The 19,571-nt window shown below is 67.2% G+C and carries 15 protein-coding genes and 1 pseudogene; 2 read left to right on the forward strand and 14 right to left on the reverse strand.

All coding sequences use genetic code 11. From position 1 onward, the window contains the following. Positions 1 to 263: 263 nt before the first annotated feature. The 5 genes from JHL17_RS33060 to JHL17_RS33080 form a co-directional block, all read right to left on the reverse strand. Positions 264 to 2,093, reverse strand: a complete 1,830-nt coding sequence (locus JHL17_RS33060; RefSeq protein WP_200198901.1) for an ABC transporter ATP-binding protein — start codon at positions 2,091 to 2,093, stop codon at positions 264 to 266. Then, positions 2,093 to 3,037, reverse strand: coding sequence for an ABC transporter permease (locus JHL17_RS33065; RefSeq protein ID WP_200198902.1), 945 nt, complete (start codon positions 3,035 to 3,037; stop codon positions 2,093 to 2,095). Before JHL17_RS33065 ends, JHL17_RS33060 begins: the two co-directional genes overlap by 1 nt. Beyond that, positions 3,034 to 4,017, reverse strand: a complete 984-nt coding sequence (locus JHL17_RS33070) for an ABC transporter permease (protein WP_200198903.1) — start codon at positions 4,015 to 4,017, stop codon at positions 3,034 to 3,036. The genes JHL17_RS33065 and JHL17_RS33070 overlap by 4 nt, the downstream gene beginning before the upstream one ends. 66 nt (positions 4,018 to 4,083) lie before the next feature. Continuing rightward, positions 4,084 to 5,703, reverse strand: a complete 1,620-nt coding sequence (gene ggt, locus JHL17_RS33075; RefSeq protein ID WP_247893990.1) for a gamma-glutamyltransferase — start codon at positions 5,701 to 5,703, stop codon at positions 4,084 to 4,086. Between the two features lie 111 nt (positions 5,704 to 5,814). Beyond that, complete coding sequence (locus JHL17_RS33080) at positions 5,815 to 7,410, reverse strand: ABC transporter substrate-binding protein (protein ID WP_200198904.1); 1,596 nt, start codon at positions 7,408 to 7,410, stop codon at positions 5,815 to 5,817. A 191-nt stretch (positions 7,411 to 7,601) separates the two neighbouring features. Between JHL17_RS33080 and JHL17_RS33085 the strand changes: the two genes are divergently transcribed. Then, positions 7,602 to 8,369: an IclR family transcriptional regulator gene (locus JHL17_RS33085; protein WP_200198905.1), complete on the forward strand. Its 768-nt coding sequence runs from the start codon at positions 7,602 to 7,604 to the stop codon at positions 8,367 to 8,369. A 67-nt stretch (positions 8,370 to 8,436) separates the two neighbouring features. On the opposite strand, the pseudogene JHL17_RS33090 reads toward JHL17_RS33085, so the two are convergent. The 6 genes and pseudogenes from JHL17_RS33090 to JHL17_RS33115 form a co-directional block, all read right to left on the reverse strand. Continuing rightward, positions 8,437 to 9,206, reverse strand: a pseudogene (locus JHL17_RS33090) (transposase). 223 nt (positions 9,207 to 9,429) lie between these two features. Continuing rightward, the gene (locus JHL17_RS33095; RefSeq protein ID WP_200198906.1) at positions 9,430 to 10,710 is read right to left on the reverse strand and encodes a TRAP transporter large permease subunit; all 1,281 of its coding nucleotides are present in this window, start codon (positions 10,708 to 10,710) and stop codon (positions 9,430 to 9,432) included. A gap of 32 nt (positions 10,711 to 10,742) precedes the next feature. Further along, positions 10,743 to 11,288, reverse strand: coding sequence for a TRAP transporter small permease (locus JHL17_RS33100; RefSeq protein WP_200198907.1), 546 nt, complete (start codon positions 11,286 to 11,288; stop codon positions 10,743 to 10,745). 48 nt (positions 11,289 to 11,336) lie between these two features. Continuing rightward, a complete protein-coding gene (locus JHL17_RS33105; protein ID WP_200198908.1) occupies positions 11,337 to 12,275 on the reverse strand; it encodes a dihydrodipicolinate synthase family protein in 939 nt (312 codons plus the stop codon). Positions 12,276 to 12,351: 76 nt separating this feature from the next. Then, positions 12,352 to 13,248: a ribokinase gene (locus JHL17_RS33110; protein WP_200198909.1), complete on the reverse strand. Its 897-nt coding sequence runs from the start codon at positions 13,246 to 13,248 to the stop codon at positions 12,352 to 12,354. A 43-nt stretch (positions 13,249 to 13,291) separates the two neighbouring features. Next, positions 13,292 to 14,314: a TRAP transporter substrate-binding protein gene (locus JHL17_RS33115; protein ID WP_200198910.1), complete on the reverse strand. Its 1,023-nt coding sequence runs from the start codon at positions 14,312 to 14,314 to the stop codon at positions 13,292 to 13,294. Between the two features lie 219 nt (positions 14,315 to 14,533). Between JHL17_RS33115 and JHL17_RS33120 the strand changes: the two genes are divergently transcribed. Continuing rightward, positions 14,534 to 15,583, forward strand: a complete 1,050-nt coding sequence (locus JHL17_RS33120) for a LacI family DNA-binding transcriptional regulator (protein WP_247893991.1) — start codon at positions 14,534 to 14,536, stop codon at positions 15,581 to 15,583. A 15-nt stretch (positions 15,584 to 15,598) separates the two neighbouring features. Here JHL17_RS33120 and JHL17_RS33125 read toward each other — a convergent pair whose 3' ends face one another. The 3 genes from JHL17_RS33125 to JHL17_RS33135 form a co-directional block, all read right to left on the reverse strand. Beyond that, entirely contained in the window at positions 15,599 to 16,885 is a 1,287-nt protein-coding gene (locus tag JHL17_RS33125; protein WP_200198912.1) for an NAD(P)/FAD-dependent oxidoreductase, read from the reverse strand. Between the two features lie 45 nt (positions 16,886 to 16,930). Then, positions 16,931 to 18,382 carry an FAD-binding oxidoreductase gene (locus JHL17_RS33130; protein WP_200198913.1) on the reverse strand — a complete coding sequence of 484 codons (1,452 nt, stop codon included), beginning with the start codon at positions 18,380 to 18,382 and terminating at the stop codon, positions 16,931 to 16,933. A 71-nt stretch (positions 18,383 to 18,453) separates the two neighbouring features. Continuing rightward, positions 18,454 to 19,530, reverse strand: coding sequence for a polyamine ABC transporter substrate-binding protein (locus JHL17_RS33135; RefSeq protein WP_200198914.1), 1,077 nt, complete (start codon positions 19,528 to 19,530; stop codon positions 18,454 to 18,456). Positions 19,531 to 19,571 lie beyond the last annotated feature (41 nt).

Genomic DNA, 19,571 nt, shown 5'->3' on the forward strand with positions numbered 1-19,571 from the left:
GTTCGAACGCCCGTTCTGGCTGCCAACCCATGCGCCATCGCAGCCTCCCGGTCGTAGGGTGCGGCAGTGAATCACGCCTTCACGGAAGAAGAAACCATCCCCGAGCCAGCCCGCAAGCGACGGTATGAGATAGCACATCTTCTTGCTTCATCCGTTGCACGGGGTTGGTGACGGGAGCCCAGTCGTCGCCGTTCAATGACCCGATGTAAAGCGATGTCGGATAGCCGCCGAGCGGTTTCCTCATGGTCGACCTGCCACCACGATCAGTTGTCAGCGAGCTGAACCCAGTGACCTGCCGAAACTTCCCGGTACTCGCGGTTCGGCGGGACGAAATCGACCGCCCGCACGGGGCTCTTGAGCTCGCTGACCTCGATCCTGCGTTGGCCGCGTTGATAGGGATCGGCGACCGGGACGGCTGACAGGAGCTTTCGCGTATAGGGGTGCTGCGGATTGCCGAAGATCGCCGCGCGCGCACCGATCTCCACGATCTCGCCCAGATACATCACCGCCACCCGGTGGCTGACGCGCTCCACCACTGCCATGTCGTGCGAGATGAAGAGGTAGGAGAGCTTGAGCTGGGACTGGAGGTCCAGCATCAGGTTGATAACCTGTGCCTTGACCGAGACGTCGAGGGCGGAAACGGATTCGTCGGCGATGATAAGCTTGGGATCGAGGATCAGAGCGCGGGCCAGGCTGATGCGCTGGCGCTGCCCGCCGGAGAACTCGTGCGGGTAACGGTTGGCCATGTCGGGTCTGAGCCCGACCCTTTCCAAGAGATCGGCGACCTTATCGCGCGCCTGCGCCTTGCCGCCGAGCTTGTGGACGAGAAAGGGCTCGGCGATCGCCGTGCCGACGGTCATCCGGGCGTTCAGACTGGATACGGGGTCCTGGAAAATCATCTGCATCCGTCGCCGCGTCATGCGCAGCTCCCGGCGCCCGAGCGAGCCGACCTCCCGCCCCTCCATGCGTACCGAGCCGCTGTTCGGGGACGTCAGCCCCATGATGGTCCGGCCCGTGGTGGACTTGCCGCAGCCCGACTCGCCGACCAGCGACAGCGTTTCGCCTTCGCGAATGTCGAAGGACACCTTCTCGACCGCGTGAACGCGTCCCGTCAGCCCGCCGAGCGCTCCACCGTGAATGTCGAAGCGCGTCACCAGATCCTCGACCTGGAGGATGATCGGAGCGCTCCCGTCCGGCACGGACCCTGACGCGGCGGGCGCGACAACCGCGCCGGTGGCGCGGTCGATCACGGGAAAGCGCGAAGGTCCGGGGCTTTCGGCCATTTCGCCAAGACGCGGCACGGCCGCCAGGAGGCTTCGGGTGTAGGGTGCCCTGGGCGCGGCGAAAATCTGCCGGGTCTCGCCCTCTTCCACCGCATCGCCGTGATACATCACGATCGTGCGGTCCGACATTTCGGCGACGACGCCCATGTCGTGAGTGATGAAGAGGATCGACATTTCCTCCTCGGCCTGGAGGTCGCGCAGCGTCTGAAGGATCTGCGCCTGAATCGTCACGTCCAGCGCGGTGGTCGGTTCGTCGGCGATCAGGAGCTTGGGGTTGCAGGCAAGCGCGATGGCGATCATGACGCGCTGGCGCATGCCGCCCGAGAACTGATGGGCGTAATCGTCGAGGCGGCTGGCGGCAGAGGGAATGCGCACCTTGTCGAGAAGCGCCACCGCCTCGCGCCGCGCCTCGGCGGCCGAGAGGTTGCGGTGCTGGCGCAGCGTTTCCACCATGTGGAAGCCGATCGTATAGACCGGATTGAGGCTCGTTTCCTGGAAGATCATGGCGATGTCGCCGCCACGGATGCGCCGCATCTCCTCGGACGGCAGCTTGAGGAGGTCGCGCCCGCCGAACAGGACCTCGCCCTCGATCCGGCTCGTGGCCGGCGGCAGGAGGCGCATGATCGACATGGCCGTGACGCTCTTGCCCGAGCCGGATTCGCCGACCACGGCCAGGGTCTGCCTGTTGCCGATCTCGAAGGACACGTCGTTGAGGACGCGCGTCCAACGCCCTTCCACCTGGAACGAGGTTCTGAGATTCCGCACGGCAAGAAGGGGCGAGGAATCGCGCTGCGCTTTCGCCTGAACCATCAGCCACGGCCTTTCGGATTGAACACGTCGCGGAACTGGTCGCCCACAAGGTTGATCGCGACGATGGTCACGAGGAGGGCGATGCCGGGATAGAAGGACAACCAGTATTGCCCGGACAGAAGGTACTGGTAGCCGTTGGAGATCAGGAGCCCGAGGCTCGGCTCGGTGACGGGAACGCCCAAGCCCAGGAACGACAGGGTCGCTTCGAGAGAGATCGCGCGTCCGACCTGGATCGTGCCCATGACGATCAGCGGCGGCAGGCAGTTGGGCAGGAGGTGGCGGAAGATGATCCGGCGCATGGGAACGCCGAGGCAGTCCGCCGCCTGGATGTATTCGCGCCGGCTCTCCACCAGCGCGGTGCCGCGCGCCGTGCGCGCATAGCTGGCCCATTCCACGATGATGAGCGCGAGCACCACGTTCTGGACGCCCTTGCCGAGGAAGGCGAGGATCATCAGCGCCACGAGGATCGAGGGAAAGGAGAGCTGGAGATCGACGATGCGCATGATCGCCGTCTCGGTCCGCCCGCCGACATAGGCGGCGAAGAGTCCGAGCGAGGCTCCCACAAGGGCCGCCACCAGGGCCGACACGACGCCGACGCTGAGCGAGATGCGCAGGCCGTAGAGGATGGCCGAGAAGAGGTCGCGCCCCTGGTCGTCGGTGCCCAGGAGATAGGTGTAGCCCCCGGCCGCCGACGGGGAGCCCGGCTCCAGCATCCCGTCCATGATGTCGAGCTGCATGAGGTCGTAGGGGTTCTGCGGCGTCAGGAGCGGCGCGAAGACGGCGGCCAGCACCACGAGAGCGAGCACGACAAGGGCCGTCATGGCGAGCGGGGAGCGGGCGAAGTCGCGGGCGACCCGGACCCAGGGCCCCCGCGTCGCGCCGCCGATTGGGCCGCCGATCGGGCCGGCAGTCGGTGTCGGCGGCTGGTCCGGAACCGGGGTCATCGGGCGCTTCCCTTCTGGCCGAGGCGAACGCGCGGATCGAGGAGCGTATAGACCACGTCGACCGCGAAATTGATCCAGACGAACACGACCACGATCAGCAGGAGGTAGGCGACGATGATCGGCCGGTCGAGGACGTTGATGCTGTCGATGATGAGCTTGCCCATGCCGGGCCAAGCGAAGATCGTCTCGGTCACCACCGAGAAGGCGATCACCGAGCCGAATTCGATGCCGATCACGGTGACGATCGGGATCATGATGTTCTTGAGGACATGCAGGCTGATGACTCGCTGCTCGGTGAGCCCGCGCGCCCGGGCGTAGCGGATGTAGTCCTGCGGCAGCACCTCGCGCACGCCCGCCCGTGTCAGGCGCATGATGAGCGCCATCTTGAAAAGCGAGAGGTTGAGGGCCGGAAGCAGGAGATGGCGCCAGCCGTCCGCCGTCAGGAACGACCATTGCAGGCCGAAGAGCGAGGCCGTTTCGCCTCGCCCACCGGAGGGCAGCCAGCCGAGCTGCACCGCGAACACCATGATCAGCATGAGGCCGATCCAGAAGGTGGGCAAGGAGAAGCCGAGGATGCTGCCCGCCATCAGAAACTTGGCGAGCCAGGATTGCGAGCGCAGGCCGGCATAGAGGCCGAGCGGCAGGCCGACCAGCGTGGCGAAGCCGACCGCGATCACCGCAAGCTCCAGCGTGGCGGGCATCCGCTGAAGGATGACCTGGAGCGCCGGCTGGTTGAAGACGTAGCTGTTGCCGAGGTCGCCTTGGAGCGCCGCCTTGAGGAACTCCACATATTGCCAGACCAGGGGTTGGTCGAGGCCGAGTTCGGCGATCACGCGCAGCCGCTCCGCCTGATCGGCGTCGGGCGAGATGAGGATGTCGACCGGGTTGCCGATCACGTTGAGGCCGACGAAAACGATGATCGACATCGCGACCATCACCAGAACGGCTTGAAGGAGCCGTTTCAAGAGCCACAGGATCATCGAAGGCCTCCTGACGGGAATGAGGCAGGGGAGATGCGGGCAGGCGGCGCCGACCCGCGTCTGCGATCACGCCACCGGCGCGGGAACGGACAGGGCCATGCCGTCGCGCTGGGGGTCCGCCCCGCCGGTGCAGCGCCCCTCGTCGATGCGGATGCCGTGAAGAGCCGCGAAGGGATAGCTCTGCCAGGACCGCTTCACGTCGTACCCGTCGGCCTCCAGCGCGTCGGTGACGCGTCGGGTGATGCGGTTCGACACGTCGATCGCGTTGGATACGGCGACGACGCGCGGTGCGCTGACGGCTTCCAGCATCGACATGTCGAAGTCGATCACGTTCATGATACCCTGCGCCACGGCCGGGGCGATGTAGCTGCCACCCGGCGCTCCGATGACGATGAAAGGGTCCTCGCCCTTGAACACGATCGTGGGCGCGGCCGAACTCGGGCGACGCTTGCCGGGCGCAATGGAGCCGGCGCGGCCGGGACGCGGGTCGAAACGGCTCATCAGCCCGTTGTACATGAAGCCGAGGCCGTCGCTGATCGCGCCCGAGGGACTGCCGAGCGAATGGGTCAGCGCCACGACATTGCCTTGAGCGTCGATCACCGAGACATGGGTCGTGTCGCGCGAGGAACTGTCGAGGCGGGTGACGCTCGCCCGCTCGCCGGCCCGGATGGAATCGGCCAATTCGCGAGCATAGGCCTTGGACGTGAGGCGCTCGACCGGCACCTCGACATAGGCGGGGTCGCCCATGTAGCGGTCCTTGTCGATCGTCATGCGCTTCATCGCCTCGGCGAGATGGCGCACATGCTCGGTCGAGCCATGCCCCATGCCGGCGATGTCGAAGTTCTCCAGGATGTTCAGGAGTTGAAGCATCGACATGCCGCTTCCCGGCGGCGGGCTGGTGGCGATCCGGTAGCCCCGGTAGTCCCCCCGCAGCGGCTCGGTGGACGACAGGGAGTAGGCGGCCAGATCCTCGCGCGAGATCAGGCCGCCGTTGCGCACCATGTCGTCGGCGATCTCCTCGGCGATCTCGCCGGTGTAGAAGAGATCGGCGCCGCCGCGCATCAGGCGTTCCAGCGTGTTGGCGAGATCGGGATTGGTGACGATGTCGCCCGGCCGCTTCAGGCTGCCGTCAGGCCGGAAATAGATCTCCCGGCCCGTGCGGCTGTAGCGCAGCTTGTCGACCGTGTTGATCTGACCCGAGCTCTTCTGGTCCAGCGACCAGTACCAGTGAACATGCGGTCGCACCATGAAACCCCGCCGGGCCTGGTCGAGCGCCGGCGCGATGACGTCGCTCCAGTCCATCGTGCCGAAGCGGCCGAGGACGTGGTCGTAGCCCTTGACGCTGCCCGGCGTGCAGGCGGCAAGATAGCCGATCTCGTTGATGTTGCCGTCGAGAAGATAGGCGAAACCGTCGCGCGACTGGCCGACGAGCTTCGACGTCCACATGTCCTCCCTCGCCGACAGCGAGGCCTTGCCATAGAACTCCACGATCTCATGCACGCCGCGCGAGGGCATGTAGACCTGCATCGAGCCGAAGCCGCCGATGCCGCACATCTGGGGGTCCACCACCCCTTGCACGAAGGCGCAGGCGATCGCGGCGTCGATGGCGTTGCCGCCGCGCTCCAGAACCATCGCCCCGGCCTCGACGGCTTCGGGTTGGGGAGCGACGATCATCGCGTTCTTCATGTGGTTTCGTCCTTGGGTCTTTGACATCGGGCCGCGCGGCAGCGGCCCCCGCGGCGGGGCGGCGGCGGCGGGGTGAAGGTGCGGAGAGGGGAGAAGGGGAGCGGGCGGGCGTCAGGCGCGCGGCGTGGCCGCGAGCGCCATCGTGTACTGGTCGGCGCGCGCGGTGTATTCGACCGACCGCTTGGCGCCCCAACTGACCCCCTCGTGATGAAGCGGGATCAGAGCGTGCCCGTTGAAGACGATCTCGCTCGCTTCGCCGAGGAGCGAAGCCCGCTTGGCGTCGTCGAGCGTGCTCGTGGCCTCCTTGACCAACGCGTCGAGGCGCGGATTGGAGTAGCGGCCGTAATTGCTCGAGCCGGTGCCGGCTTTCTTGTCGTAGGTCACGCTGAGCGCGACCAAAGGATTGGACGTCTCGCCGGTGTTGACGCCCCAGGCCCCCAGCATGCAGCTGAATTCGGCAGCGCTCACCCGGCCGGAATAGACCGACCAGGGCAGAACCTCCACGGTCGAGGAGATGCCGATGCGCGCCAGCATCTGGGCCACCGCCTGGACGATCTTGGCGTCGTTCACATAGCGGTCGTTCGGACCGTGCAGCGTCAGCTTGAAGCCGTTGGGATAGCCCGCTTCCGCCAGCAGCGCCTTGGCCTTGGCCGGATCGTAGGTCGGCCCCGCGATCGCATCCGACGTGCCGAACCCGCCCTTCGGCAGGAATTGAGTGGCCACCAGCGCGTTGCCGCCCATGATGCGCTCGACGATGGCATCGCGGTTGATCGCCATGCCGATGGCCTGACGGACCCGCTCGTCCTTGAACGGGTTCTTCGTCAGCGGGCGGCCGTCATGGCCTGTGACGAATGGAGTGACGTCGCGTTCCTGGTCCATCGCCATATAGACGAAACGGCTGGAAACGCCGGTCACGAGATGCAGGCCGTCTTTGCCTTTGATCAGGCGCTCGCCTTCGGTGGGAACTGCGTCGATGAGGTCGAGATCGCCGGCCAGGAGCCCGGCGACCCGCGCGCCGTCATCCGTGAGGACGCGCAGGGCGACGGTGGCCCAGGGCGCCTTCCCGCCCCAATAGGCGTCGTTGCGCTTGAGAAGCGTCTGGCTGCCGTTGGTGAAGCTGTCGAGAAGGTAGGGGCCGGTGCCGATGGCCGCCTTGCCGGAGTTGAAGTCGGCGGACGATGCGTCCTTGAACTTCGCGCGGATGATGCGAAGGCGCGTCAGCGAGTTCGGCAGGATCGGGTCGGGAGCCTTGGTCTCGATGATGATGCTGTTGGGTGCATCGCCCGACGAGACCGACTTGATGGTGCGCGTGTAGTTGCGGAAGGAGGACGGGCTCGGCAGATCGGTCGCGCGCTGCACGGAGACCTGAATATCCTCCAGCGTCAGGGGCGAGCCGTCCGAGAAGGTGATGCCCTCATGGAGCTTGAACTCCCAGCGCGTGTCGTCGATCGGCCGCCAGGACGCCGCCAGTCCCGGCACGGGCTTGGAGGCCGGATCGTTGACGACGAGAGACTCGAAGATGTGCGCGTTGACCGCGTTGTTCGGCACGTTGTTGGCCGCGTGCGGGTCGATGCTGGTGTTGGGGGCGCCGAGACCCACGCGAAGTGCTCGGGCGTCCTGGGCAAGCCCAGGTCGCGCGATCAGCGGCATGGTCGCGAAAGCCCCGAGCGTTGCGGCCAGCATCTGCCGGCGATCCAAGGTCATCATAGCAAGTCCTCTGGCTATGCCTCGCCTCCCCACGGGCGATCGGACGTCACCATAAGACCTTTTTTGTACGTGTCAATATAGCCGATCCACTGGTTCATCTAGTGAACCGATTTGGGGGTTTCGCTTTTGGCGTCTGCGCGGTAGACAGGCCTTCGGTCGTTAGCCGGCCGGGCGAATTGGGGGCTGATCGATTGAGCGAAACCAGTGAGAGCCGCTATTTCGTCGACGCGGTGGACAAAGCGGCGGCCCTGCTGCTCCTCATTGCGTCGGAACCGGGCCTGGGCTTGTCGGAGGTCGCGCGACGCAGCGGGGAAAGCAAGGCGCGGGTCCTGCGGCTGTTGCGCACGCTCGAGATGCGCGGGCTCGTGACCTGCACCCCCCAGACCCGTGTCTACAAACTCGGTTACGCCGCCGCGCTGATCGGACGGGCGGCGATGGAACAAGTGGATCTCGTGCAACTTGGCCAACCCATCCTGGAGCGCCTCGGAAGGGAGTTCAACGAGACCGCGCAGCTTCGCATCCGGGAAGGCGACCAAAGCCTTTGCGTCGCGTTCTGGGAGCCGCAGCGCGAATTGCGGGTCCATACGACGCTCAACCGGCGTCGCCCCCTTCACGCCGGATCGGGCAAGCTGCTGCTGGCCTTTGCGCCCCCGCTGCTTCGGGGCGAAATCCTGTCACGGCCACTGCCGGCCCTGACCGACAACACCAGCACGGACGCATCGGTTGTGATGGCGCAGCTCGAGGAAATCCGCTCCAATGGCTATTGCGTGAGCCGGGGCGAAGTGACGCGAGACCTCGTCTCCGTGAGCGCTCCCATTCTGGGACCGGACGGACTCGCGGACGCATCCATTCTCATCAGCGCACCGGCAACACGCTTGCCCGACGGCATTCTCGAACGGTGCATCGCCTCCGTCAGGACGGCGGCCGCCGAACTGTCGTCCATGCTCGGCCGCTCATGAAGACCACGCGCGGCGGAGTCAAGCTGAAGTGCGACGACACGCTTTTGTTGATCTGGCGGCCTGCTTCTTAGCCATTGGCGCAGGGGATGAGAGTTCGTGCCGGTAGTCCACAGGCTTGATCCGCGCGCCTCCATCGCGAGGGCGGATCAAGCCTGTGGACCCACCGGTGCGAGCGACGGGGCAGGGGAGACCTGCTGGTTTCTCGGCCTCTCACATGGTCCGGCCATTGCCGGTATCTACTGCCCCGTCTTGGAAGCCGTCAGATTGGCTGCAAAGACTTCGGCTGGGGTGCTGTAGTCAAGGCAGCGGCGTGGCGTATCGTTGAGCCGCTTCGCAAGGGCGGAAAGTGCCGAGCCATTGCGCTCCGCTACCGGAACGCCCAGAGGCAAATACCGCCGCATTGGCAATAAGGATGTGATAACGGCTCTGACACTCCTGAAGAGACGTGATGTTGGACTCGCCAAACTGAGGGCTGAAGATCACCAAGTCACATTCCCATTGCCCGAAGCTCTGCCGGGTCTCCACCTCGGCCTGACTGATTGGCGATCGAGCGCGCGGCGGGAATCGGACTGCTGCGTGGTTTGGGACCCATGCGCTTGCGACGCCGACGCCGGGCGACGGCTAAAAAGTGCGTAGAGATTGAGGGTTTTGCCTTCCGGGCCATAGATGAAGCGGTAGATCGTCTCGTGAGACACCGTCTCACCGGAGTTCCCGGTGGATGGTCGAGCGGTGACGACCCAGAGCCGCAGCGATTGCCGTCACCGGCATCTTGGCGTCGTGCATGTCCTGTATATGGCGCCGCTCGGCAAAATCGATCTGCGAATACTGCTCACCCATCAGCGCTCACCACCCGTAAACCCCTGTGCTTACAAGAAAGTTGCACTTCAGAATAGAACCCACCCCGCATACAGGTTGAAAACGCATAACATCAGTTATGGAAATATTGAAATTTATGCGACATCGCATGATGGTCCGAGTTGCACGCGGCTTCATGCATATGCTTCTGGCAGCCCCCACACCGGCGGTCGCGATCGGCGACCACCGGTGTGGGTCCGTATTTTCAGCCGGCGAACCAGCGGGCCGGAACCAGGACCAGTGACGGGAACAGCACCAGCAGGACCAGCACCAGCAGTTGGGCGGCCATGAAGGGCCAGACGCCGCGCATCAGGCTGCCCATGCTGATCCTGGAAACGCCGGCCACCACGTTCAGCACGGTGCCGACCGGCGGGGTGATCAGGCCGATGGCGTTGTTGATGATGAACAGCACGCCGAAATAGACGGGATCGATGCCCGCCTGCTTGATCACCGGCATCAGCACCGGCGTCAGGATCAGGATGGTCGGAGTCATGTCCATCGCCGTTCCCACGATCACCACCAGCACCATGATGGCGGCCATCAGCAGCGTCGGATTGCCCATGAAGGGTTCCAGCATGTCGGCGACCTGGGCCGGCAGGTTGGCGATGGTGATCATCCAGGCCGATACCATGGCGGCGGCGACCAGGAACATCACCACCGCGGTGGTGGTCGCCGCCGAGGCGAACAGGTCGAAGAGCTGCGACAGCTTCAGTTCGCGATAGACCACCGTGGCGACGAACAGCGCATAGACCGCCGCCACGACCGCAGCCTCGGTCGGGGTGAAGATGCCGAACTTCAGGCCGAAGATGATGATCCCCGGCAGCATCAGCGCCCAGAAGCCGTCCTTCACCGCCGCTGCGACCTCCCCCTTCGTCGCGCGCGGCGGCGGGGTCAGGCTCTCCTGGCGGACCACCAGCCACCAGGCGGCGACCAGCCCCAGCCCCAGCATCAGGCCCGGCACGATGCCGGCCAGGAACAGCTTGGTGATCGACACGTTGGCCGCGACGCCAAACAGGATGAAGCCGACGCTGGGCGGAATGACCGGCGCGATGATGCCGCCGGCGGCGATCAGCCCGCAGGACCGCGCCTTGTCATGGCCGGCCCGCACCATCATCGGCACCAGCAGGGCCGACAGGGCGGCGGCATCGGCCACCGCCGAGCCGGACAGGCTGGCCAGGATGCAGGAGGCGAGGATGGCGACATAGCCGAGCCCGCCGCGGATATGGCCGACCAGCGCCATCGCCACGGCGACGATGCGGCGCGACAGGCCGCCGGCATTCATCACCTCGCCGGCCAGCATGAAGAAGGGCACGGCGACCAGCGGGAAGCTGTCGGCGCCGTTGACGACGTTCTGCGCGACGATCTGGGCGTCGAACAGGTCGAGGTGGAACATCAGCGCCACGCCGCACAGCAGCAGCGCGAAGGCGATCGGCGTGCCGATGGCCATGGCCCCCAGCAATGAGCCGAGAAAGACGGTGACGGTCATGGAACGTTCCTTGGCGCTCGGGCTTTCGGGGATCAGGCGGGACGGCCGGAGGGGGAATGGGCGGCGTCGACCGTCTCCTCGGACTCCGTCACCATGATCAGCTCGTTGTCACCGAGGCGGCCGGTCACCGCGCGGACGAGGTTGACCACCAGGATCGCCAAGGCCAGCACGGCGAACACCACGCCGGCACCATAGAAGAAGCCCATCGACAGGCCGGTCGCCGGGGCCGTCACCGACAGGTTGATGACGGTCTGGTCCCAGCTGCCGCCGAGCAGCAGGACGGTCGCGTAGATCATCAGCAGATGGCTGGCGCAGAAGCAGACGAGCCGCCCGGTCCTGGGCAGCAGGGCGACCAGGCTGTCCATGCCGAGATGGCCATGCTTGTGCAGCGCCACCACCGCCCCCATGAAGGTCATCCAGACGAAGAGCAGGCGCGACAGCTCCTCGGACACCGTGATGCCGCTATTGAAGCCGTAGCGCAGCACGACGTTGCCGAAGACCAGCACCAGCATGCCGGCCAGACAGGCCACGATCGCGACCTTCAGAATGAAGACATACCCGTCGATGAAGCGGCCCATCCGTTCCTCCCTATGGCTTTTTTCGTCCACCCTTCCCCGCCGGGCCGCTCATTCGGCCGGCAGGGCCGCGATCTTGGCGCGGAAGGCGTCGGTGCCGGCGACGACCTTGTCGAGCACCGCGTCGAGCGCCCAGAAGCGTTCGCGCACGTCGTATTGGATCACGCGGCAGCGGATCGACCCGAAGGTGCCGAGGCGCTGGTGGTACATCTTGGCGAAGGCCGGATAGCCCAGGCCTTCGGACACGGCGGCCACCACCAGGAAGGTCGCCAGCTCGTCCGCCAGCTCCGGGTGACGGTCGCCCGACAGCCGCATCCAGCGGTAGAGGTCGGGGTGGATGTTGGTGAAGACGCCGGTGAATCCCGGCGATCCCGCCCGCATGGCGTCGCGCGCGATGGCGGCGTTGGCGTTGATGATGGCGAGGCCGGAGCCTTCGGCGATCGCCAGCCGGCGTTCGACCGTGGCCAAATCGCAGCTGACGTCCTTCAGCAGGACGAAGCGGCCGCTGTCGATGCACAGCCGCAGTTCCTCGTCGCTCAGCAGCCGGCGGTAGGGCGCCGGGCATTCGTACAGCCCCAGCGGGATGTCGCGCGGCAGCCGCTCCAGCAGATGGGACAGATGGCGGCGGAACGCCTCGGTCCCCTCGTTCTTCGGGTCGAGGTGGTTGGTCACCAGCACCAGCGCGTCGCCGCCCGTGGCGGCCATCGCCGTCAGCTCCTCGACCTGGGCGTCGAGGTCGTCGCTGATGTGGCCGGACACCACCACCGGCACCCGGCCGGCGACCTTCGCCACGACCGCCTTCGCCAGCTGCACCCGTTCCTCCAGCGACAGGAACTGCATCTCGCTGGATTGGCAGACGGCGAACAGGGCGTCGGCGCCGTTGTCCAGATACCAGTCGATCAGCCGGTCCAGGCCCGGATAGTCGATCTCGCCTGCATCGGTGAAGGGGGTCAGCATCACCGGGATGATGCCGTCAATGCGCTGCGCCATGGATGACTCGTTCCAATCGGGAAAGGGGCAAAAGCAAGGAAATGAAGTGCGTCCGCCGGGGGCGCCGATCGGGCCGTCAGGCCATTGCCAGCCCGCCGAGTGCCGCGTCGGTTTCCGCCGCGGCCGGCAGGCTGGCCTGTCCGCCGGCCCGCGTGCAGGACAGAGAAGCGGCGCAGGCGGCGCGGCGGATGGCGGCGGCGAGCGGCCGGCCGCGGTCGAGCTGGGCCGCCAGCACGCCGACGAAGCAATCCCCTGCCCCGGTGGTGTCGCGCACGGCGACGGCGGGGGCCGGCTGATGCCCAATCCCGTCGGCCGACGACCATTCGACGCCGTCGCCGCCCAGGGTGCGGATCACCGTGCCGCCCAGCAGGCGGTGCAGCGACGGTGCGTCGCCGCCGCATCCCAGATGGGTGCCCAGCCACGCCGCCTCGTCCTCGTTCACCACCAGGATGTCGACGGACTTCAGCACCGGCAACGGCAACGGCGCCGCCGGGGCGAGGTTCAGGATCACCCGCGCCCCCAGCCGCCGGGCGCGCAGGATCAGAGCCGCGGTCTCGGCGGGATCGGACTCCATCTGCACCAGCAGGGTGGTGCCGAGCGGCAGCAGCGTGTCCTCCACCTGATCGGCGCGCGCCTGCAGATTGGCCCCGCCGGCGACGACGATCTGGTTGCGGCCCGCCGCGTCGGTGCAGACGGCGGCGGTGCCGGTCGCCCGGTCCGTCACGGCCACGCGGGACAGGTCGATGCCGGCGCCGCGCAGGCCGCTCAGCGCGGTCTCCTTGAGCCCATCGCCGCCGACCGCCCCGGCCATCGTCACGGCGGCGCCGTCACGGGCGGCGGCGACCGCCTGATTCGCCCCCTTGCCGCCGGGATGCAGCTCCAGCGATCGCGCCAGCAGGGTCTGGCCGGCACCCGGCAGATCATCCATCGCGAAGATCATGTCGAGGTTGATGGATCCAAAGACGACAATCATGGCTCTGCTCCGCTGCCTTCCTGCCCGTTCGATGGGCGCCCGGTCACTGGGCGGCGCGCGCCTTGGCGATTTCCGCCTGGGCCTGCGCCATCAGGGCGGGGTCGACCTTCTGCGAGAACTTCTCCACCACCGGACGGATCTTGGCGCGGAACTTCTCGATCTCCGCCGGGGCCAGCTCGGTGACGGTCATGCCCTTCGCCTTCAGCTCCTCGACCGCCTTGCCGGCCTGCTCGCGCGAGACCCGGCGCTCGTAGTCGCGCGCCTCCAGCGTGGCGTCCTGGATCAGCTTGCGCTCGTCCTCGTTCAGCTTGGCCCAGAACTTGGCGCCAACCAGCACGGCCTGCGGGTTGTACATGTGGTTGCTGAGGGTCAGGTACTTCTGCACCTCGTTCAGCTTGGCGGTCAGGATGCTGGGGGCCGGATTCTCCTGGCCGTCCACCGTCCTGGTTTCCAGTGCGGTGTAGACCTCCGGGAAGGGCAGCGGCACGGCGTTGGCGCCCAGGGTGTTGAACAGGTCGATGTAGATCGGCGACTGCACGACGCGGATCTTCAGTCCGGCGATGTCGTCCACGGTGGCGATCGGCCGCCGGCTGTTGGTCAGCTGGCGGAAGCCGAGCTCCCAATAGCCGAGACCGACCAGCCCCTTGGGCGACAGCTTGTCCAGCAGGGCCTTGCCCACCGGGCCGTCCATGACGGCGTCAGCCACCTTCGGCGTGTCGAACTGGAACGGCAGGTCGACCATCACGAAATTGTCGTCCAGGCTGGACAGCAGCCCGGCGTTCAGCACCGTCATCTCGACGATGCCGCCCTGCAGGGCCGAGATCATCTGCACGTCGCCGCCCAGCACGCCGTTGGTGAAGAGCTGGACCTTGATCTTGCCGCCGCTCTTCTCCTTCACGATCTCGGCGAACTTCGCCATGCCCAGGGCCAGCGGCGAACCGTCGGCCCCGGCGCTGGCCAGCTTCATCGTATGCGCGCCGATCTCGGCCGCGTTGCCCGCGCCGCTGAACAGCAGCATGCCCGCCGTGACGGCGCCCGCCAGAAAGGCCTGAAGACCGTTGCGCATACCATTCCTCCTGTTGCGGCCCGTTCGCGGGCGGGCCTTCGCGGATTGCTGTTGAAATCGGGGGTCGGGAGAGGGGCCGGCACGCGGCCGTCATCGCCGATGTAAGCGCTTACATAGATCGCGTCACGGACTGATGCAACAACAAACTTGACGCGGCATAGAGGATATGTAACCGCTTTCAGAAGATAGAATTCCCATCATTCCATGGAGATGCCGCCGATGTCAGAGCGCGAGCCGAAGCCCGGACGTCCGCCGCGTGCGGTGGATGTCGCAGCGGCGGCGGAGGTGTCCACCGCCACCGTCTCGCGCGTTTTCAACAATCCGGAAAAGGTTGCCCCCGCGATCCGCGAACGGGTACTGGCCGCCGCCAAGGCGATGGGCTGGATGCCGCACGCCGCCGGCAGCGCGCTGGCCCGTCGCCGCAGTTCCATCGTCGGCGCGGTGATCCCCACCCTCGACAACGAGGTGTTCGCCGCCCAGGTCGGGGCGATGCAGGCGGCCTTCGCCGAACGCGGCATCACGCTGCTGCTGAGCTGCTTCAACTACAACCAGGACCAGGCGGTCCATGACGTGCAGGCGATGCTGGCCCGCGGGGTGGAGGCGCTCGCCATCGTCGGCGAGGCGCACCGGCCGGAGTTGTTCGCCAGCATCCAGGCGCGGCACATTCCCTATGTCGTCACCTACAGCCACCGGCCGGGCAGCCCGCATGCCTGCGTCGGCTTCGACAACCGGCAGGCCTTCCACACCATCGCGCGGCACCTGCTCGACCTCGGTCATGAGACGATCGGGGTCATCATCCAGCCGACGGCCGGCAACGACCGCGTCGCCGCCCGCCTCGACGGCGTGCGCGCTGCACTGGCCGAACGCGGGCTCGGCGTCCGTCCCCAGCATCTGCGCGAAGGGGAATGGAGCATCGATTTCGGCCGGCAGAGCGTGCGCGCCATCCTGGCGACCGATCCGGTGCCGACCGCGGTGATCTGCGGCAACGATTACCTGGCGGTCGGCGCCCTGCTGGAGGCGCGGGCGATGGGGCTGTCGGTGCCGCGGGATCTCAGCATCACCGGCTTCGACGACATCGCCATCAGCCGCCAGCTCGATCCGCCGCTGACCACCATGCATGTCGACAACCACGAGATCGGCCGGCGCGCCGCCGACTATCTGCTCGCCTGCCTGGAGGGAGAGCGGCCGGCGGCGATGCCGCCCCTGGTGCCGACCCTGATCCGCCGGGGGACGGCCGCGGCGCCCGACCTCCCTGCCCGTCCGGCATGAGGCGGCGCCCCGGCTTCAAAGCCCCAGGCGGTCCAGGATACGGCCGTGCTGCACGACGCTCCAGACGCCAAGCGGCCACAGGGCGTGGAAGCGGATCGCCTTCGGCTCGACGACCGGCAGGTCGAGCCGGGCGGCACTCCCGTCGATCAGCCGCCGCGCCAGCTGTTTGGCGATCGCCGTTCCCAGGGCCACGCCGCGACCGTTGCAGCCGAGATAGGCGAGCACGTCCGGCGCCGGCTCGTGCAGGTGGGGCCAATGATCCTTCGTCATGGCGAGCCGGCTGTTCCAGCCATGGGTCCAGCACAGGCCGGCAAGCTGGGGCCACAGCGTCTCGGCATAGTCGGTCAGATAGGCGAGCGGTGCCGGCGAGCCGATCGGCCGCATCGGGCCGCGGCCCCCCATCAGCAGCCGCCCCTTGGCGTCGATCCGGTAATAGACGGTGATCCGGCCGCTTTCGTAGACCGCCGGACGGTCGGGCAGGACGCCCCGAAGGCGGTCGGCGCCGAGCGGCTCGCTCGCCGCGATGGCGCTGAACACCGGCACCACCGTGCGCCGCAGCCCCGGCCAGAGATCGCCGGTGAAGCCGTTGGTGGCGATCAGGATCTTCCCGGCCTCGATGGTGCCGGTCGGCGTTTCGATCGACCAGCCGCCGGGACGACGATTCAGCGCCAGGGCCGGTGTGCGGCCATGGACCGCGGCGCCGGCGGCGATGGCCGCCGCGGCGAGACCGCGCACATAGGCCAGCGGATTCAGATGACCGCCGCGCCGGTCGAGCATCGCGCCGTGATAGGCCGAGGTCCCGGTGGCGACGGCCGTCTCCTCCCGGTCGAGGAAGGACACCGGCATGCCACGGACCATGCATTGGCGCGCGGTCTCCGCCACGCCGCCCATCGATCTGGCGCTGCGCGCGACCCGGAGCGTCCCGCTTCGCCGCGCCTCGCAGGCGATGCCCAGCCGGTCGATCAGCGCGAAGGTCCGGTCGGTCGTCCCATAGGCGAATTCGACCATCCGGGGGCCGAGATCGGGGCCCCAGATCCGCTCGATCTCGTCAGGATCGAATTTCAGACCTGGATTGAGCTGGCCGCCGTTGTTTCCCGAGGCGCCCCATCCCGGCTCGCCTTGGTCGATCACCACGGTGTCCACCCCGGCTTCGGCGAGATGGAGCGCCGTCGTCAGCCCGACAATGCCGGCGCCGACGATCGCCACCGAGGCCCGGCGCGAGCCATCGAGCGGTCGGGTCGGCAGAGACGGCGGGGCGTCCAGCGAATAGACGTTGGGCGGCAGCGAGAGGGGCGCGGTCATGATGGCGGCTTTCCGGAAGGAGGCGACAATTTTCCCGCGAAACTCTCAGGCCGGTTCGGCCGGCAGGAAGATCTTGCCCGGATTCATCAACCCGTTCGGATCGAGCATCTGCTTGATCCCGCGCATCAGCAGAAGTTCGTCGGGGTTCTTGGTCCGCGCCAGCCGCTTGCGATAGGTGTAGCCGACGCCGTGCTCGGCCGTGATGCTGCCGCCGAGATCCATCGCGATGTCGTCGATGATCACGTCGACGTCGTCCGACGCGGCCTCGAACGCCTCGGCCGTCGCGAAGCGCTCGTGCGGGAACAGCACGACGACATGGATGTTGCCGTCGCCGATATGGCCGACCATCATCACGTTGGCGTCGGGATAGGCGGCGAGCACCGCAGCCTCGACCCGCTCGACGAAGGCCGGCTGCTCGGCGACCGGAACCGAGGTGTCGTGCGACATGGTCTTGCCGGCGAGCTTGAATTCGCCGGTGACGCCATGGCGTAGCTTCCAGATCGCCTCCTCCTGGGCGAGGCTGGAGCCGATGACGGCGTCGCTGACGAGGCCGGCCTCGAAAGCCTCGCCGAGAAACGCCTCCATGTCCGCCGCGAGCGGTGCGTCGGGCCGAGAATCCCCCACCTCCAGCAGCAGATACCAGGGGGCCGGCTGGGCGAAGGGCATCACCGTGCCGGTCACGTATTTCAGCACGAAATCCATATAGGACGAGCCGATGATCTCGAAGCTGGAGATCCGCTCGCCGAAGGTCTTCCGCGCCTGTGCGAACAGGGTCAGCGCATCCGCCACGCCCGCTATCTGCATCATCGCGATGGAGCGCGAGCGGATGGCCGGGAACAGCTTCAGCGTCGCGGCGGTGACGATGCCGAGCGTGCCCTCGGCACCGACGAACAGCTGCTTCAAATCGTAGCCCGAATTGTCCTTGCGCAGCCGGCGCAGGCCGCCCAGCACCGTGCCGTCGGCCAGCACGACCTCCAGCCCGAGCACGAGCTGGCGCATGTTGCCGTAGCGCAGAACGGCGATGCCGCCGGCGTTGGTGGCGATGTTGCCGCCGATCTGGCAGCTGCCCTCGGCGCCGAGGCTCAGCGGGAACAGCAGCCCGTCGCGGGCCGCCGCCGCCTGGATGTCGGCGAGGATGCAGCCCGCCTCCACCGTGATCGTCTCCTCCGCCGCGGAAACCGCGCGGATGCGGTTCATGCGGTCGAGGCGCAGGACGATGCTCGGCCGCGGTCCGACCGGCGTGGCGGCGCCGCACAGCCCGGTGTTGCCGCCCTGCGGCACGATGGCCACCCCGGCCGCGGCGCAGGCCTTCACCACGCCGGACACCTCCGCCGTGCTCGCCGGCTTGACCACGGCCAGCGCCTCGCCCGTGTAGCGGCCGCGATGGTCGGTGAGGAAGGCCGCGGTGTCGGGGGCGGCGGTGACGACATACCGCTCCCCGACGATCGAGGCCAATTCGGCAAGCAAGGTATCGGCAGGCAAGGCATCGTGGGACATGGCATTCGCACCGATGGCAGCGGCAAGGGGCGGGAGGAAAGAGCGACGCGGAGGGCGGGATCGTCCGGCGGTCAGGTCAGCATCCACTCGGCATAGCGTTTCTGCATCGCCGTGTAGTTCTCGCTCCACCATTGGGAATCGACGATCACGTTCTTGCCGTTGGTGAGGTCGGGCAGATACTGGCTGGCGGGGCCGGCCTTCACCTCGTCCAGCGCCGCGACGCTGTTCGGCAGGTAGTAGCCGCGCGTCGCCCAGGCGACCTGACGGTCCGGCCGCAGGCAGAAGTCGATGAAGCGCATCGCCGCCTCCTTGTTCTTCGTGCCCTTGGGAACGGCGAAATAGTCGAGCGAATTGATCGTCTGCGCGAAGGAGAAGTCCAGGCTGGCGCCCGCCTTCTGGGCCGATTTCACCCGGTTGAAATAGCTGTAGGAGAAGTCGGCCTCGCCCTGGACGATGGCGTTCACCTGATCGGGGGTGGTGGCCGCCCACTTGCTGACATGGGGCTTGATGCGGTCGAGCATGCGGAACGCCCGTTCGACGTCGAGCGGATAGAGATCCTTCGGCGCGACGCCGTCGGCGATCAGCGCGGCCTCCAGCGTTTCCGACGCCAGCGACCGCATCACCCGGCGGCCGGGGAAGCGCGCCACGTCGTAGAAGCCGGCGAAATCGACGGGATGCTTGCCGTCGGGAGAGCGTTTGGCATCCCAAACCAGCCCGCCGCTGTAGAGATAGAGCGGCATGTAGTCGGGAGCCGCGGCCTGCACCAGCGGGCCCGGCTTGATGATCGAGAGGTCGAGGTCCTCCCACAGCTTGTCGCGGGCGCCGGAGGTGGCGAAGGCGGCGGGGGCGTCGATGACGTCCCACTGCACGGCCTTGCTCTGCACCTGCGCCTTCACCTTGGCCATGTCGCCGTTGTCGACCAGCGCGACCTTGATGCCGGTCTCCTGGGTGAAGGGGTCGGCGAAGACCTCGCGGACCATCTTGTTGTAGTCGCCGCCCCAGGAGGTGACGGTGAGGGTGGTGTCGGCGGCATGGGCGCGGCGGGAGAACACCGCCGGAGCCGCCGTCAGGCCCACGATGCCGGCGAGGCCGGCAGCACCGCCCTTCAGCAGCCCGCGCCGCGAAGTCAGGAACGTCGTCTTGGTCATGGGCAGTTTCCCCCTCGTTTTTCGGCAGTGGTCAAAACCGG

Origin of the sequence: Azospirillum endophyticum (assembly GCF_016595245.1) — a bacterium.
Lineage (GTDB): Bacteria > Pseudomonadota > Alphaproteobacteria > Azospirillales > Azospirillaceae > Azospirillum > Azospirillum endophyticum.